Below are 16,012 nucleotides of genomic sequence, written 5' to 3' on the forward strand. Positions count from 1 at the left end.
CAAATTCTTGTACCTTGTGCCTTGTGCCTTTTACCAATTGAACAACCACATGCGAATCCGGCAATGCTAAACTAGCCGCAGTTTGGCAAACCCACAGACCAAAATGCTCACATACCCAGATCTCGACCCGGTCCTGCTCTCCATCGGATCACTGAAAATTCACTGGTACGGTATCATGTACCTGGTCGGTTTCGTCGCAGCCTGGTGGCTGGCACGCTATCGCGCCCGTACACAGCCAGCCCGCGGCTGGAAAGTAGCAGAGATAGAAGACCTGATTTTCTACGCCGCACTCGGCGTGATTCTTGGTGGCAGGCTTGGCTATATCCTGTTCTATTCATTTGATGAAACGCTCGCCGATCCGATACGCATCCTGCGCATCTGGGAAGGCGGCATGGCATTCCATGGTGGCCTGCTGGGCGTCATGCTTGCGATGTGGCTGTATGCAAGAAAAACCTCGCGCCGCTTTTTTGCAGTAACCGACTTTATCGCCCCGCTTGTACCAATCGGCCTGCTGACCGGTCGCATTGCCAATTTTATCAATGCTGAACTCTGGGGTGGCCCGACATCACTTGCAGTCGGCATGAAAGTTCCCTGCGAAAGATCTTATGAGCTATGCCAGCGCGTTGGTGTATCAGATGTAGGCATGTCTGCACCAGTACATGCCTCTCAACTTTACGAGGCAGGACTGGAGGGTGCCCTTCTGTTCCTGATCCTGTGGTTCTACTCAGCCAAACAGAGAGCAGTGATGGCCGTCTCGGCGCTGTTCCTGATTTTCTATGGCCTGTTTCGCTTCTCGGTAGAGTTTGTGCGCATGCCTGATGCGCATATCGGCTACCTGTTTGGCGGCTGGTTTACCATGGGTATGCTACTCTCTCTACCGATGATTATCGGTGGCGTCCTGTTATTGCTGGTCGCTTATAAAAAAAATATGGAGACCCCCAGTGCAACAGTATCTTGACCTGATGCGCCTCGTGCGCGATGAAGGCACCCGCAAAGAAGACCGTACCGGTACAGGTACCCTGTCGCGTTTTGGCCACCAGATGCGCTTCAACCTTGCCGATGGCTTCCCCATGGTAACCACCAAGAAACTGCATCTGCGCTCTATCATTCATGAACTGCTGTGGTTTCTGCAAGGCGATACCAACACTCGTTACCTGAAAGAGAATGGTGTCTCCATCTGGGATGAATGGGCGGATGAAAATGGTGATCTTGGCCCTGTCTATGGCTACCAGTGGCGCTCATGGCCGACACCGGACGGCAGACATATCGACCAGATCACACAGGTTATCGAGCAGATCAAAACCAATCCTGATTCTCGCCGCATTATCGTTTCAGCATGGAATGTCGGTGAACTCGACAAGATGGCACTGGCACCCTGCCACGCCTTTTTCCAGTTTTACGTTGCTGACGGCAAACTCTCCTGTCAGCTCTACCAGCGCAGTGCCGATATCTTTCTGGGGGTACCCTTCAATATTGCTTCCTATGCACTACTGACCATGATGATGGCGCAGGTGTGTGGGCTGGAGCCTGGTGATTTCGTGCACACATTCGGTGATGCGCATCTCTATCTGAATCATCTTGAGCAGACTGACGAGCAACTTTCACGCACGCCTTTCGCGCTGCCGAGCATGCGTATAAATCCTGATATAAAAGACCTGTTTGAATTCAGCTTCGATGATTTCGAAGTGGTTGACTACCAGTGCCATCCTCATATCAAGGCACCGGTAGCCATTTAGACAAACAATAGTCAGGCAGGCTTGACCGCCTCGATGGTTGCAGAGGCAACATAGTCGGTGACACTCGTGCCCGGCGCCCAGTCCTTGATGAACTCTTTTGATTCATCCTTCGGCTGAATCCGTACCTGCTCGAAACCGGCCGCGAGCATCATCTCTTCGAGATCGGCAACCAGGGATGCGTTGCCCATGCAACCGGCGACCAGGCCGATATCCTCTTTTATCTCCTGCGGCATTTCGGCAGTTGCAACAACGTCTGAAATCGCCACACGACCACCCGGCTTGAGCACACGGTAGGCCTCGCGGAAAACCTGCGGCTTGTCGGACGAAAGGTTAACAACGCAGTTGGAAATAATCACGTTAGCAGTGTCATCGGCAACCGGCAGGTACTCGATCTCGCCAAGTCGAAACTCGACGTTGGCAAACTTGCCTTTGACCGAATTGGCACGTGCCTTCGACAACATGTCCGGTGTCATGTCGATGCCGATCACGTGTCCGTCAGCACCCACTTCTGCTGCTGCCAGGAAACAGTCAAAACCACCGCCGGCCCCCAGGTCAACGACAACCTCGCCCGGCTGCAGCGCTGCAATTGCCTTGGGATTACCGCAACCGAGCCCCATGTCGGCACCTTCCGGCACCATATCAAGTTCCGCCTTGCTGTATCCGAGCCGGGTCGAAATCAGGGAACTGATCGCGATATCGTCGCTGACGCCACAGCAGCTGCTCTCAACTCCGCAGCTGGCGCCTTCGTTATCTGCCTGCGCAACCTTCGCATAGGCCTCACGAATACTTTGCCGGTGAGCATCGTCACTGCTCGCGGCATCATTCTGCATATCATCAGAACAACATGAATCACTTTTGCTCACTATTTCGATCTCCATAATTTTAGCTCTACCGTCCTTGTGAAACGGTCGAATTGGCCTCTTCAACAATGGTATCGATGATAGCCGATTTCAACCCTCTGGTGGAGACAGCACAAGGAAGGGCTTTCCATTCACGCCACGGAAAGCCACAATACAGAAATGATCGATAGCCATTGTCATCTTGATTTTGAAGAGTTTGACCGCGACCGTGATGCTGTACTGACGGAATCTGCCAACGCCGGTGTAACAGACCTGGTTATTCCGGGAACAACAGCAGATAGCTGGCTCCGCACACTACACCTGTGCCGCGAACACCCTTTTCTGCATGCAGCTCTCGGCCTGCACCCCTACTTTATGGATCAGCACCAGGCACCGGATATTGACAGGCTCAGGGAACTGCTTGTTGAACACGGGGAAGTTGTCGCCGTAGGAGAAATCGGTCTCGATTTTGCCCTCTCGGATCCGGACAGAAATCACCAGAAAAAGCTCGTGCAACAGCAGCTGGAAATTGCTGCAGAAATCGACCTTCCCGTGATTCTGCATGTCAGAAAAGCACATGACGAGATGATTCAGCTGCTAAAGAAGACACCTGTACGCGGCGGTACCGTGCACGCTTTCAATGGTTCACTACAGCAGGCAGGTCATTACCAGGCTCTCGGATTCTGCCTCGGCTTCGGCGGCATGCTGACCTATCCGCATTCACGCAGACTGCACACACTCGCCAGCCAGGTTTCCCGCGAGACCATCGTGCTGGAAACAGATGCTCCGGACATGACCGGATTCAATCATCATGGTGAACGCAACTCTCCTGCGTACCTGCCTGAGGTCCGTGATGAGATTGCTAAGTTGCGTAACGAATCACCTGATGAAGTTGAGCGCTATACAACAGAAAACGCCCGGCGGGTTTTCAACCTGCCGGGCGATTCCCAAGCTCATGTTTAATTAAAAACAACGTCGCCGTCAGAGAGCTCGGCGTGGATTGTTGAATCGGGACCGAATCGTCCTGACAGTATCTCCTGTGCCAACCTGTTCTCAAGCTGCTGCCTGATAGCGCGCTTGAGTGGACGCGCTCCGTAGACAGGATCGAATCCCGCCTCACCAAGAAGATCAAGCACTGCATCTGAAACATTCAGGGTGATGTCACGATCAGCAAGACGCTCCCTGAGGTAGCTGATCTGGATATCCGTAATCGCCCGAATCTGCTCGCGACCGAGTGGATGGAAGACCACGATCTCGTCGAGACGGTTGATGAACTCGGGACGGAAATGACCACCGACAACTTCCATCACGGAATTTTTCATCGACTCGTAGTTCTCTTCTCCGGCCATCTGCTGAATCAGGTCAGAACCCAGGTTGGAGGTCATGACGATCACGGTATTGCGGAAATCGACCGTACGACCCTGGCCATCCGTCAGGCGACCATCATCAAGCACCTGTAACAGAACATTAAAGACATCCGGGTGTGCTTTCTCGACCTCGTCGAGCAGAATCACGGAATAGGGTCTGCGACGCACTGCCTCGGTCAGATATCCACCCTCCTCGTAACCGACATATCCAGGAGGCGCACCGATCAAACGCGCAACCGAATGCTTCTCCATGAACTCCGACATGTCGATACGCACCATCGCCTCTTCAGTATCGAATAGGAACTCGGCAAGCGATTTACACAGCTCGGTCTTTCCGACACCGGTCGGACCGAGAAACAGGAACGAACCATTCGGCTGATTCGGATCTGAAAGTCCTGCACGCGAACGGCGAATCGCATCTGACACTGCAGAAACCGCCTCGCTCTGCCCGATGACACGTTTGCCAAGCTGCTGTTCCATCTGCAGTAGTTTGTCACGCTCACCCTCAAGCATCTTGCTGACAGGAATTCCGGTCCAGCGTGACACCACCTCGGCAATCTCCTCCTCGGTGACATTGCTGCGTAACAGCTGTGTCTCCTGCTGCCCGGCCTCTGCTTCTGCTGCATGGGAGAGCTGATTCTCGAGTTCGGGAATGCGTCCATACTGGAGTTCCGACATACGCTGCAGGTCACCTGCGCGATTGGCGGTTTCATATTCGATACGTGCCTGCTCAAGCGCCTCCTTGATATGTGCAGTACCCTGCACGGCTGCCTTTTCCGACTTCCAGATTTCATCAAGGTCGGAGAACTCGCTCTCCAGCTCGGCAATCTGCTCTTCAAGCACCCTGAGACGTTTTTTCGATGCATCGTCCGACTCTTTCTTGAGCGCCTCGCGCTCGATCTTGAGCTGGATCAGACGGCGTTCGAGACGATCCATAGACTCTGGCTTGGAATCGATCTCCATGCGAATTCTTGATGCCGCCTCATCAATCAGGTCGATCGCCTTGTCAGGCTGCTGGCGGTCAGTGATGTAACGAGTTGACAGGGTTGCCGCGGCAACAATCGCCGGATCGGTAATCTCGACACGGTGATGCACTTCGTAGCGCTCCTTGAGGCCACGCAGAATAGCGATGGTATCCTCGACACTCGGTTCATCAACCAGGACTTTCTGGAAACGACGCTCGAGCGCAGCGTCCTTCTCGACATACTTGCGATATTCATCCAGCGTGGTCGCGCCGATACAGTGTAGTTCACCGCGTGCCAGTGCAGGCTTGAGCATATTGCCGGCATCCATCGCACCTTCCGCCTTACCCGCACCAACCATGGTGTGGATCTCATCGATGAAGAGAATAATATTCCCCTCGGACTTGGCAATATCATTGAGCAGCGCCTTGAGACGCTCCTCAAAATCACCTCGGAATTTGGCACCTGCAAGCAGTGCGCCGAGGTCAAGCGACAATAGACGCTTGCCCTTGATACCCTCGGGCACCTCGCCGTTGACGATACGCTGCGCGAGACCTTCGACAATTGCGGTTTTACCGACACCCGGTTCACCGATCAGCACCGGGTTGTTCTTGGTACGACGCTGCAGCACCTGGATTGAGCGACGAATCTCCTCGTCCCGCCCGATAACAGGATCAAGCTTGCCTTGTTCGGCACGCTCGGTCATATCGATCGTATATTTCTCCAGTGCCTGCCTCTGGTCCTCGGCATTGGGGTCATTCACAGCTTCTCCACCACGAACGGAGTCAATTGACTGCTCTATACTGCCTTTGGCGGCGCCTGCATCGCGCAGTACCTTGCCTACTTCGCCCTTGTCCTCAATCGCGGCAAGCAGAAAGAGTTCGCTGGAGATGTACTGATCTTTGCGCTTTTGTGCCAACTTGTCGGTCTGGTTGAGCAGGCGCCCGAGGTCATTTGAAACAGTGACATCACCGGCACTCCCCTCAACAGTCGGCAGACGCTCAAGCATCTCGCCAAGACGGGAACGTAGCTGGTTAACGTTGACATCAGCACTCGACAGCAGGTGGCGTGCGCTACCGCCCTCCTGGTCGAGTAACGCGATCAGAAGATGAACAGGTTCAATAAACTGGTGATCCCGTCCGACAGCCAGGCTCTGGGCATCGGCCAGCGCCAGTTGAAACTTGTTGGTCAATTTGTCCATTCGCATGGGTACAACTCACTTATAAATAATAATCTGTTGCTTTCTATATAGGGACAATCGACGCAGAATCAACGCCTCATGTGTAGATCTTCTCGAGTTCCTCATGAAGCGCATGCGCACCATCTTCCGGGTAGAGTACATCTACCTCTTTTACCGTGGCGCGCGAAGGGACAAAAACCGAGGCGACCACCACGCCCTTCAGGCGTATACCTTCGATCATGAGTGCGTGAACCGGGCATTTGGATATTGCTGACAGTCTCGCTGCGCCGCCTTTCAGTTTCCGCGGGGGATCACTTGGAAGATGAATTTTTCCATGCGGAAATATTGCGATGACCTCTCCCGCTTTCAATGCGTTGAGGGCCTCGCGCATCGCCTTTTCAGGTCTGCCACTGCGATCGACCGGGATCGCACCAAGTGCATGGAAGAGCCACTGCATGCCAAAACGTTCGTATTGCTCACGTGCAATCATGAAACGCAAGGGCCTCGGTGAGGCTGCGAGAAGCAGTAGAGAATCAAGCCCCGAGACATGGTTGGAAGCGACGATTGCAGGCCCGGTTTCAGGCAAGTCGAAATTGTCTTCCGGAAGCCGATGAACAAAGCGGCAGAAGAGACGGTTGAGACCATCGAGGCGGTTGAGAAAGGGTGTTCCCCATTCTGCACCGTTATAAGCAGGCATTACAAAGTGAAACAGCACAACGATTGTTGAGACCACAAGCAACAGCCAGGTCAATGTACTCATGATTCAATCCAGATCATGCTCGCCATGCGCCCAGTGATACCGTCACGCCGATATGAAAAGAAGTCACTCTCTTCAGTGAAAGTGCAGTAGTTACCTCCATATATATCGGCAACTCCAGCACTTTCCAAGCGTTGACGTGCCAGCTGGTAGATATCCGCCATCCAGCGCCCCTGTTGGTTTTGTATAAATGCCTCTTGCGCACTGCTGTCCCTGGCAATAAAGGCATCACGCACCTCCTCACCAACCTCGAATGCCTGCTGGCTGATGGCTGGGCCAAGCCATGCCATGAGGTTTTCGGCTGGCGAGTCCAGTTTCGCGATTGCCGCTTCCAGCACACCATCACAGAGACCTCGCCAGCCCGCGTGTGCAGCTGCAACCATGGTGCCACTTCGGTCACAGATCAGTACAGGCAGGCAGTCAGCCGTCATCACCACGCACACCTCATTGCTTTGAAATGAACAGGCTGCATCCGCGTCACATCCACCCTGAACCTGCTGCGTCTCGACCACATCGCAGCCATGCACCTGCCTGAGCCAGTGCGGCTCAGCAGGAATTTCAGCTGCGCGAATCAATTCGGCCCGGTTATGTGCAACATGCTGTGAATCATCCCCGACATGATCACCCAGGTTAAGGCTCGCCCATGGTGCAGCACTGACACCTCCATGACGCATGGTGGAGATGGCCCTGATGCTCGCCGGAACAGGCCAGTCGGGTTCAATCCAGTCAATTTCGTCATGCCTGACGATACGATCAGGCATTGGCATCTTCTCGCAGTGTCTCGAGGAGGTTCAGCATGTCATCAGGCATCTCGGCCTGCCATTCGACATATTCACCAGTGTCTGGATGATCAAAACCCAGTTTGAAGGCGTGCAGTGCCTGGCGCTTGAAACTCCTCAAAGCCTCCTTGAGTGGCTCTGAAGCGCCTGCAGGAAGGCGCAAACGCCCACCGTAAACCGGATCACCGACCACCGGGTGACGAATATGTGCCATGTGGACGCGAATCTGGTGCGTTCTACCAGAATGCAATTTAACCTGCAGCAGTGTGTGTGCAGGGAATTTCTCCAACACACGGTAATCGGTTTGTGCCTCTTTGCCGGATGGCACGACCGCCATCTTGACGCGCTGAGTCGGATGACGCCCGATCGGTGCATCGATATGACCGCCGGTGATCAACACACCATTGACGACCGTGCGATATTCACGGTGAATATCACGCGCCTGCAGCAATTCAACCAGGCGTTTGTGTGCCTTCAGGCTGCGCGCCACCACCAGCAGACCGGAGGTTTCCTTGTCGAGTCGATGGACAATACCCGCCCTCGGGAGCTTCTCCAGTTCCGGCGCATGATAGAGTAGGCCGTTTTGCAGGGTTCCGGCCGGATTGCCGGCAGCCGGATGCACAACAAGCCCCGCAGGCTTGTTGACCACGATCAGGTGCTCATCCTCAAACACGATATCGAGTGCGATCTCTTCGGCAACCACATAAGTCACTTTCTCCTCTTCAGCATCGAGAAGAATCACATCGCCGCTTTTGACCTTATCCTTGTTTCGGGCAGTCTCACCGTTCACGCGAACGCGCCCGGATTTCACCCAGGATTGCAGTCTGCTGCGCGAATAATCGGGAAAAAAAGCCACCAAAGCCTGGTCGAGACGGCTGCCCGAGAGCTCCAAATCGACCACGGCCTGCAGATAATCCGGTTCAGATTGATCAGATTCTGTCGCTTCCAACGTCAAATCCGTTATACTTTCGTCCATTCGGCGAATATTACAGGAATTAATCTCAGATGGGGCGGCACTTCCTATACATCTTGATCGTTGCAATCCTGCTAACGGGTTGTGCATCAAACAAGAAAAATGATGATAAAACCAGGAACTGGTCAGCAGATCGATTCTACACAGAAGCATCGTCAGCCTTGGCTGAGGGTGACTATGAAGGCGCGATCGAGTATTACGAAAAACTCGAGGCTCGTTACCCTTACGGTCACCAGGCTGCACAGGGGCAGTTGGACGTTGCGTTTGCCTACTACAAGTATGACGAAGCCGACTCAGCCATTGATGCGCTCGACCGCTTCATTCGTCTGCACCCGGAACATCCGCAGGTTGCTTACGCTTACTACATGAAGGGAGTGGTTAACCTGAACCGCAACCTTGGCCTGCTGGACCGTTTTATACCAACCGATTCATCACAGCGTGATCCGGAAACTTTCAAGGATGCCTATGATGCATTTCGCGAAGTTGTAGAACGCTTCCCGACAAGCCGTTATGCCAAGGATGCGAAGCAGCGTGCGATATTCCTGCACAACACAATTGCCCGTCACGAAGTCCATGTTGCTCAATACTACCTGGATCGTGGCGCCTACCTTGCAGCCGCCAACCGCGGAATCTATGTCGTTCAGAATTATCAGCGCACACCTTCTGTCAAGGACGCCCTTGAAATCATGGCGCAGGCCTATGACAAGATGGAGCTGCCGAAACTTGCTGATGACACACGTCGAGTTCTGGAGCTTAACAAGGTCAACTTCGCCTCTGACGAGTACAAGGAAGGTGAAAAGAGCCTGCTGCGCAGTATCTGGGACACATTGGGTCTCGACAAAAACTGATCAAACAACCTGCAGGAACGCCGCCACCCTGGTGGCGCTCCTACAGGCTGCCGGTTAAATCCCTGAAACCAAACCCCAGCAAGGGCTGCTCGATCCCCCGGCTCAGAGCCATCACCTTGAATACCTCACCCATCTCGGTTGGTAACATCAGGCGCTTGACCGCCTCTGCCTGGCTATACGAGTCGGTCATACTAAGCCCCTGCGCAGACCCGGCGATCAACTCATCAATACCACAACCAATCAAAAAATTGCTCTGGCTGGTGTAGCCGCGGACATCGAGACTCACTGCAGAGGCCGCTTCAGCAACTGCGGTGAAATCAACATGTGAAGTGATATCCTGCAACCCGGGCCACAATAGAGCATCATCATGCGCTATGTGCCGGTAGTGACACATCAGGGTGCCCGTATAGCGGTCGGGATGATAGTACTCACGCCGCGCGTAACCATAATCGATCAACAGGATTGCACCACGATCGAGAATATCTGAGAGGGCATGAATCCAGGGGCTCAAGCGCAGGTTGATCTCGGATTCATAGCCCTCGTCAAAATCGACAGAGAGAGCTGCAATTGCTTCAGTAAGAACCACCGAGCACCTCCCCCAACTGGAAACGGGACGCCCTTCACGGCAACCGACCAGTCGCTCTTCGAATCTGCCGGCAATATGGCGAAAACGATGCACCGGCATCGCATCAAGCACCTCGTTGGCAATAATGACTGCCTCAACACGACTCTCCGGCAAGTGATCCAGCCAGTGAAACAGTGACTCGTGCTGCGGGATCGACTCACGAATTGTCTGCTGCTGCCTGTGCCTGAGTTCGGCACTCAGCTCAATGATCGTATAGCTTTGCGGTAGAGAGTCATCCACTTCCAATTGTGTTACCAGGTCAACTGCCAATTTTCCCGAGCCGGCACCGAACTCAATCACGCAGCCATTCTCGAGTTGCTGCAACAGTTCGGCAACCTGGCGTGCCAGTGCTTGTCCATAGAGTGGCGACACCTCTGGCGCAGTAACAAAATCCCCATGTGCACCAAACTTCTGCTGCCCACCAGCGTAATAACCGAGCCCCGGGTAATAGAGAGCCATCTCCATGTAACGATCAAAGCCGACATTGCCACCAGCCACTTCAATTTCGTCGCAAATGGCAGCCTGCAAGCGTTTGCTGAGTGCCAGCTCTTCATCTCCGGGCCGTGGCAGTGACTTTATGTGCATAGCGAGTAATAATGAAATGCGTTATTCGATAAAACGAGTGTAGCAAATCAGGCAGCAACAATTTCTGCCAATAGACTCAAAAGAGGCAACTGCAGTGGAACAGACAAGAAAAACAGCCCTGATTACAGGTGGTGCTACCAGGCTTGGTGCCGCCACAGCACGCCTGCTGCATGCTGCCGGTTATGACATAGTGATTCATTATCGCAATTCGACTGACAACGCGGAAATACTGGCAGCTGCGCTCAATTCACTGCGTGAGCGCTCAGCGACTATTCTTCAAGGCGATTTACTCGAGGATGGAATCATTCCTGGGCTCGTTGAGCAGGCCGCTGCCTTCAACCAACGTCTCGATGTTTTGATTAATAACGCTTCAAGTTTCTATGCAACAAAAATGGGGCACGTGGAGACGGAACAGTGGGAAGATCTTGTCGGTACAAATATGAAAGCACCCTTTTTTCTTGCCCAGGCCGCTGCCCCATGGCTGACGGAGACGAATGGCTCAATTGTCAACATGGTCGATGTTCACGGCTTCCGTCCGAAAAAAGATTTCGCGGTTTATTCAATGGCAAAAGCGGCCAACGCGATGATGGTCAAAGTACTTGCACGGGAACTTGGACCCTATGTGCGTGTCAACGGCGTCGCACCAGGAATTATCCTGTGGCCCGAACACGGCCTCGCTGATGAAGAGAAGAACCGCATGCTGTCACGCACAGCACTGCAACGCCCCGGAAGCCCGGATGACATCGCCAGTACGATCCGCTTCCTGGTGACGGAAGTCGATTATATTACCGGACAGATAATTGCTGTTGATGGCGGGCGCATGACGCAACAGTGAGCCGGCAAAGCGCCTGACATCTGCTACACCCTATGCTCTGGTTCTCCGTTGGCGGAGCCAGTTCAAACCACGGGGCAAGCGAAAGGTTGTCTGAACAAACACAGTGAACGAGTTCCTTTCGCGCCGTGGTTTAAGCGATCAGGCGCAGACAAGGAGAGACGGGGCATAGGGTGTAGCGCCATTCCTGCCCCGGTCAAGCAATCGCTCCTGGACAGGGCACCTACAGTGAATAGACTTAAATCGCTTCCTTGCCGGTCTCACCTGTTCTGATACGCACGACCTGCTCAATCGGGCTGACAAATATCTTGCCGTCACCGATTTTGCCCGTGCGAGATGCGTTGGTAATCGCCTCGATACACTGGTCGACCTGCTCTTCAGCCACCACCAGTTCAATTTTCACTTTGGGAAGAAAATCAACCACGTACTCAGCACCACGGTAGAGTTCGGTATGTCCCTTCTGACGACCGAAACCCTTTACCTCGGTGGCCGTCATGCCGGTTATGCCAATATCTGACAGGGCTTCACGTACATCGTCGAGTTTGAATGGCTTGATGATTGCATCTACTTTTTTCATTATCTGTCTCCGCTCCTTAAGCAAACCTCTTTCTAGAAACCGTTGGTTATCGGGTAACGGCGGTCACGACCAAATGCACGTCGTGTAATCCTGACTCCCGGGGGAGCCTGGCGCCGCTTGTATTCATTCCTGTCGACCATACCGGTAATGCGACGAACCGTCTCTTCATCGTGGCCATCGGCAACGATCTGTTCGACGCTGTGATCAAGCACTACATAATGCCACAAAATCGAGTCGAGAGCCTCGTAGTCAGGAAGGCTGTCCGTATCGACCTGGTCAGGTCTCAACTCTGCTGAAGGCGGCCTTTCTATAACACGCCGCGGAATCACCTCTTCTTCCTGGTTACGATACTCTGCGAGTCGATAGACGAGCGTTTTCGGTACATCCTTGATTGGCGCATATCCGCCTGCCATATCACCATAGAGGGTGGCATAACCGACAGACATTTCGCTTTTATTACCCGTGGTCAGGAGCATTTTACCCGTCTTGTTACTCAGGGCCATAAGAATAATACCGCGGCAGCGTGCCTGGATATTCTCCTCGGTAGTATCCTCGGGCAAACCTGCAAACTCATCTTCCAGCATACCCAGAAACGCCCTGAACGCCGGTTCAATCGGAATCACCCGGTAGAGCACGCCCATCTTGTCAGCCTGGACTGCTGCATCCTCGTTACTCATATCCGCCGTATAGCGTGACGGCATCAGTACAACCTCGACACGCTCGGCACCCAGTGCATCAACTGCAATTGCCAGTGTCAGGGCAGAATCAATACCACCGGACAAACCCAGCACCGCACCCTTGAAGCCGTTCTTGTTAACATAATCACGAACACCAAGTACCAGCGCCTGGTAAACCTCGACTTCCTCATCAGCATGGGGAGCTACTTCAGACTGCTCCGGCTCCAGCACGCCATCCTCTTCACTGAAGACAATGAGCTCTTGTGACTCGACAAAAAATGGCGCGCGTGCGCACACGCTGCCAGCGGCATCGGTGACAAATGAACCACCATCAAACACCAGCTCATCCTGTCCGCCGACAAGGTTGCAGTAAACAATGGGAATACCATTCTCTGACGAACGTTTCCCTACCAGTTCTTCACGCTCGACAGGTTTTCCTGTGTGGAAGGGAGAAGCATTGAGGTTGAGAACAAGTTTCGCACCTGCCGCTGCGGCCGCAGCAGTCGGTTCTGAAAACCACGAATCCTCGCAGATGGTAATGCCGACGGGTATTCCCTCAACATCGACAACCAGGGGTTTGTCACCTTCACTAAAATAGCGCTTCTCATCAAACACGCTGTAGTTGGGCAGTAACCACTTGCTGTATTCACCGAGCCGGTCACCATCACGAAACACGCCCGCCATGTTATACATGCCGGTATCAGTCGAACGCGGGTAGCCGATAACGACTGTAATACCTGAAATGGAAGAGATGATTTCAGTCAGCGCCTTCTCAATCCTGTCATGGCACTCGGGACGCAAGAGCAGATCTTCAGGTGGATAACTGGTCAGTGTCAGTTCCGGAAACACGATCAGGTCAGCCTGCTGTTCATCACGCGCACGTGATGCCAGCCTGATTACCTGTCTTGCATTCCCCTCAATATCACCAACCAACAGGTTGACCTGCGCTATGACAACTCGCAATGTCATAATTACCTCGCGACTATTCTTTTATCCTGATACCTGCTGCCGATGAGCCAAACCAAAAAACTGGCATGACCAACAGCTCTTAATGCTGATCATACCAGTCTTTGAAAGCGAGATGCTGCGGGATCAGGCCAGCAATGATGCCATTTTCTCGCCAATTTCGGCAGGTGAAGGAACTGTTGCCACACCGGCAGCCTCGAGAGCTGCGAACTTGCCTTCCGCTGTACCTGCACCACCACTGATGATAGCGCCGGCATGACCCATACGCTTACCCGCAGGCGCGGTGACTCCGGCAATATAGGCAACAACCGGCTTGGTGACATTGGCCTGGATATAGGCCGCGGCCTCTTCCTCTGCAGAACCACCAATTTCACCAACCATGACAATTCCTTCTGTCTGCGGGTCCTGCTGGAAAAGCTCCAGGCAGTCGATAAAATTCATGCCGTGAATCGGATCACCGCCGATACCGACACAAGTGCTTTGTCCCAGTCCCGCATTGGTTGTCTGATGTACCGCCTCGTAGGTCAGGGTGCCGGAACGTGAAACGATTCCGATCTTGCCCTGCTGGTGGATGTTACCAGGCATGATGCCGATCTTGCAGGCACCCGGGGTGATAATTCCCGGACAGTTGGGGCCGATCAGGTATGCATCTGTTGATGCCAGTGCAGCCTTGACCTTGAGCATATCCAGAACCGGTATGCCTTCCGTAATACATGCGATCACCTTGATACCTGCATCTGCAGCTTCAAGAATCGCATCAGCAGCGAAAGGAGGTGGCACGTAGATCATGGTGGCGTCTGCACCGGTCGCCTCGACCGCGTCATGCACCGTGTTGAAAACCGGCAGCCCCAGATGCTCCAGGCCGCCTTTGCCAGGCGTTACACCACCGACCATGTTGGTGCCGTAGGCTATTGCCTGCTCTGAATGAAATGTGCCCTGCTTTCCGGTGAAGCCCTGGCAGATAACTTTTGTCTCTTTGTTAATCAGAATACTCATTGATACTCTCCAGGTGTTCAGGCCGAGGCCAGTTCAATCACTTTCTTGGCTGCCTCGGTCAGGCCGCCCGCTGTTGCAAGGTTGAGTCCGCTCTTGTCGAGCATCTCTAGTCCTTGCGGTGCATTGGTCCCTTCAAGGCGAACCACGACAGGAACTTCGACCCCTACCTCATTGACCGCCTTGATAATGCCTTCGGCAATCAGGTCACAACGTACGATGCCACCAAAAATATTCACCAGCACGGCTTTAACCTGGTCATCGGAAAGAATCAATTTGAATGCTTCTGCAACACGTTCTGCTGTTGCACCACCGCCAACATCAAGAAAGTTGGCGGGCTCACCACCATGCAACTTGACAAGGTCCATGGTTGCCATTGCCAGGCCAGCGCCATTCACCATACAACCGATACTGCCATCGAGGCTGATGTAATTGAGCTCATGCTCAGCAGCAGCTGCCTCACGCTCGTCTTCCTGGCTCATGTCGCGCATCGCGACCAGGTTTGGATGACGGTAGAGAGCATTGCTGTCGAGGTTAATCTTGGCATCAAGTGCAACAAGATTACCTTCACCGGTAGTGACCAGCGGATTAATCTCGACCAGGCTGGCATCATTATTCAGAACCAGGTTGTAGAGATTCACCATGATCGCCTGCAGTTCACGAATCTGTGTACCTTCAAGTTCAAGTGCAAAGGCAACACGACGGCACTGGTAAGGCTGCAAACCTGCTACAGGGTCAACCTGGATAGTAATTATCTTTTCGGGTGTCTCGTCAGCAACCTCTTCAATATTCATACCGCCGGCACTTGATGCCATGAAAGCAACACGGCGACTGCCGCGGTCGATAAGAACAGAGAGATAGAGCTCACGTGCAATTGCAGTTGGCTCTTCGATCAGCAACTCGTTTACCGGCAGGCCGTCAGCACCTGTCTGGTGTGTAACCAGGGTCATGCCAAGCATGCGTTGCGCTTCGCTCTCAACCTGCTCAAGGCTGTCGACGATGGCAACGCCACCAGCCTTGCCGCGTCCGCCCGTATGGGCCTGCGCCTTGACAACCCAGCGCTCACCGCCAAGTGCCTCAGCCTTTTCCCTCGCTTCCCCCGCACTGGCAATCACCTCTCCTTGTGGGACAGGAATACCGGCATCACGGAACAGCGCCTTTGATTGATACTCGTGAAGATTCATAGCTTATCCAGATAGTGGTTAAATTCAGTTATTATGCAGATAGTAACGGGCAAGTCGCTGATGTACAGCGCTGGCAGCCCGTGTCTACCTGTTGCACAGCACGGGTAATGCGGTGCAGCATGAGTATAGCCA

The 16,012-nt window shown here is 53.5% G+C and carries 15 protein-coding genes; 5 read left to right on the plus strand and 10 right to left on the minus strand.

The features are described from left to right. Window positions 1-103 precede the first annotated feature (103 nt). Window positions 104-958, plus strand: a complete 855-nt coding sequence (lgt, locus tag BOW06_RS04190) for a prolipoprotein diacylglyceryl transferase (RefSeq protein ID WP_078452586.1) — start codon at window positions 104-106, stop codon at window positions 956-958. Continuing rightward, window positions 942-1,736 carry a thymidylate synthase gene (locus BOW06_RS04195; RefSeq protein ID WP_043115957.1) on the plus strand — a complete coding sequence of 265 codons (795 nt, stop codon included), beginning with the start codon at window positions 942-944 and terminating at the stop codon, window positions 1,734-1,736. The genes lgt and BOW06_RS04195 overlap by 17 nt, the downstream gene beginning before the upstream one ends. 11 nt (window positions 1,737-1,747) lie before the next feature. Here BOW06_RS04195 and BOW06_RS04200 read toward each other — a convergent pair whose 3' ends face one another. After that, window positions 1,748-2,566, minus strand: a complete 819-nt coding sequence (locus BOW06_RS04200; protein WP_052132093.1) for an arsenite methyltransferase — start codon at window positions 2,564-2,566, stop codon at window positions 1,748-1,750. 189 nt (window positions 2,567-2,755) lie between these two features. On the opposite strand from BOW06_RS04200, the gene BOW06_RS04205 reads away from it, so the two are divergent. Further along, complete coding sequence (locus tag BOW06_RS04205; RefSeq protein ID WP_078452587.1) at window positions 2,756-3,538, plus strand: TatD family hydrolase; 783 nt, start codon at window positions 2,756-2,758, stop codon at window positions 3,536-3,538. Here the strand turns inward: BOW06_RS04205 and clpB are convergent. The 4 genes from clpB to rluD all read right to left on the minus strand — a co-directional run bounded on the left by clpB (window position 3,535) and on the right by rluD (window position 8,596). Continuing rightward, window positions 3,535-6,111 carry an ATP-dependent chaperone ClpB gene (gene clpB, locus BOW06_RS04210; protein ID WP_078459451.1) on the minus strand — a complete coding sequence of 859 codons (2,577 nt, stop codon included), beginning with the start codon at window positions 6,109-6,111 and terminating at the stop codon, window positions 3,535-3,537. The genes BOW06_RS04205 and clpB overlap by 4 nt on opposite strands. 70 nt (window positions 6,112-6,181) lie before the next feature. Next, complete coding sequence (locus BOW06_RS04215; protein WP_052132013.1) at window positions 6,182-6,844, minus strand: lysophospholipid acyltransferase family protein; 663 nt, start codon at window positions 6,842-6,844, stop codon at window positions 6,182-6,184. Then, complete coding sequence (pgeF, locus tag BOW06_RS04220; protein WP_043116686.1) at window positions 6,841-7,572, minus strand: peptidoglycan editing factor PgeF; 732 nt, start codon at window positions 7,570-7,572, stop codon at window positions 6,841-6,843. The genes BOW06_RS04215 and pgeF overlap by 4 nt, the downstream gene beginning before the upstream one ends. A gap of 22 nt (window positions 7,573-7,594) precedes the next feature. After that, window positions 7,595-8,596, minus strand: a complete 1,002-nt coding sequence (gene rluD / locus BOW06_RS04225) for a 23S rRNA pseudouridine(1911/1915/1917) synthase RluD (protein ID WP_078452589.1) — start codon at window positions 8,594-8,596, stop codon at window positions 7,595-7,597. A gap of 29 nt (window positions 8,597-8,625) precedes the next feature. Here rluD and BOW06_RS04230 point away from each other — a divergent pair, with 29 nt between their 5' ends. After that, a complete protein-coding gene (locus tag BOW06_RS04230) occupies window positions 8,626-9,441 on the plus strand; it encodes an outer membrane protein assembly factor BamD (protein ID WP_078454453.1) in 816 nt (271 codons plus the stop codon). A 40-nt stretch (window positions 9,442-9,481) separates the two neighbouring features. On the opposite strand, the gene BOW06_RS04235 is transcribed toward BOW06_RS04230, so the two are convergent. Next, the gene (locus BOW06_RS04235) at window positions 9,482-10,651 is read right to left on the minus strand and encodes a class I SAM-dependent methyltransferase (protein ID WP_052132014.1); all 1,170 of its coding nucleotides are present in this window, start codon (window positions 10,649-10,651) and stop codon (window positions 9,482-9,484) included. A 94-nt stretch (window positions 10,652-10,745) separates the two neighbouring features. Here BOW06_RS04235 and BOW06_RS04240 point away from each other — a divergent pair, with 94 nt between their 5' ends. After that, window positions 10,746-11,486 (plus strand): pteridine reductase, encoded by a 741-nt coding sequence (locus BOW06_RS04240; protein ID WP_078454454.1) that lies wholly within the window; start codon window positions 10,746-10,748, stop codon window positions 11,484-11,486. A gap of 235 nt (window positions 11,487-11,721) precedes the next feature. Here the strand turns inward: BOW06_RS04240 and BOW06_RS04245 are convergent, their stop codons facing one another. The 4 genes from BOW06_RS04245 to sucC all read right to left on the minus strand — a co-directional run bounded on the left by BOW06_RS04245 (window position 11,722) and on the right by sucC (window position 15,880). Then, entirely contained in the window at window positions 11,722-12,060 is a 339-nt protein-coding gene (locus tag BOW06_RS04245) for a P-II family nitrogen regulator (protein ID WP_043115965.1), read from the minus strand. A gap of 32 nt (window positions 12,061-12,092) precedes the next feature. Next, window positions 12,093-13,706 carry an NAD+ synthase gene (locus BOW06_RS04250; protein WP_043115967.1) on the minus strand — a complete coding sequence of 538 codons (1,614 nt, stop codon included), beginning with the start codon at window positions 13,704-13,706 and terminating at the stop codon, window positions 12,093-12,095. Window positions 13,707-13,829: 123 nt separating this feature from the next. Beyond that, window positions 13,830-14,699 carry a succinate--CoA ligase subunit alpha gene (sucD, locus tag BOW06_RS04255; RefSeq protein WP_078452591.1) on the minus strand — a complete coding sequence of 290 codons (870 nt, stop codon included), beginning with the start codon at window positions 14,697-14,699 and terminating at the stop codon, window positions 13,830-13,832. Between the two features lie 17 nt (window positions 14,700-14,716). Next, window positions 14,717-15,880 carry an ADP-forming succinate--CoA ligase subunit beta gene (gene sucC / locus BOW06_RS04260; RefSeq protein WP_043115969.1) on the minus strand — a complete coding sequence of 388 codons (1,164 nt, stop codon included), beginning with the start codon at window positions 15,878-15,880 and terminating at the stop codon, window positions 14,717-14,719. Window positions 15,881-16,012 lie beyond the last annotated feature (132 nt).

Source organism: Solemya velum gill symbiont (assembly GCF_002020255.1).
GTDB lineage: Bacteria > Pseudomonadota > Gammaproteobacteria > Chromatiales > Chromatiaceae.

Coding starts and splice junctions, on each gene's coding strand:
- lgt (WP_078452586.1), top strand. CDS start 104: ATGCTCACATACCCAGATCTCGACCCGGTCCTGCTCTCCATCGGATCA.
- BOW06_RS04200 (WP_052132093.1), bottom strand. CDS start 2,566: ATGCAGAATGATGCCGCGAGCAGTGACGATGCTCACCGGCAAAGTATT.
- BOW06_RS04205 (WP_078452587.1), top strand. CDS start 2,756: ATGATCGATAGCCATTGTCATCTTGATTTTGAAGAGTTTGACCGCGAC.
- clpB (WP_078459451.1), bottom strand. CDS start 6,111: ATGCGAATGGACAAATTGACCAACAAGTTTCAACTGGCGCTGGCCGAT.
- BOW06_RS04215 (WP_052132013.1), bottom strand. CDS start 6,844: ATGAGTACATTGACCTGGCTGTTGCTTGTGGTCTCAACAATCGTTGTG.
- rluD (WP_078452589.1), bottom strand. CDS start 8,596: ATGGACGAAAGTATAACGGATTTGACGTTGGAAGCGACAGAATCTGAT.
- BOW06_RS04230 (WP_078454453.1), top strand. CDS start 8,626: ATGGGGCGGCACTTCCTATACATCTTGATCGTTGCAATCCTGCTAACG.
- BOW06_RS04235 (WP_052132014.1), bottom strand. CDS start 10,651: ATGCACATAAAGTCACTGCCACGGCCCGGAGATGAAGAGCTGGCACTC.
- BOW06_RS04245 (WP_043115965.1), bottom strand. CDS start 12,060: ATGAAAAAAGTAGATGCAATCATCAAGCCATTCAAACTCGACGATGTA.
- BOW06_RS04250 (WP_043115967.1), bottom strand. CDS start 13,706: ATGACATTGCGAGTTGTCATAGCGCAGGTCAACCTGTTGGTTGGTGAT.
- sucD (WP_078452591.1), bottom strand. CDS start 14,699: ATGAGTATTCTGATTAACAAAGAGACAAAAGTTATCTGCCAGGGCTTC.
- sucC (WP_043115969.1), bottom strand. CDS start 15,880: ATGAATCTTCACGAGTATCAATCAAAGGCGCTGTTCCGTGATGCCGGT.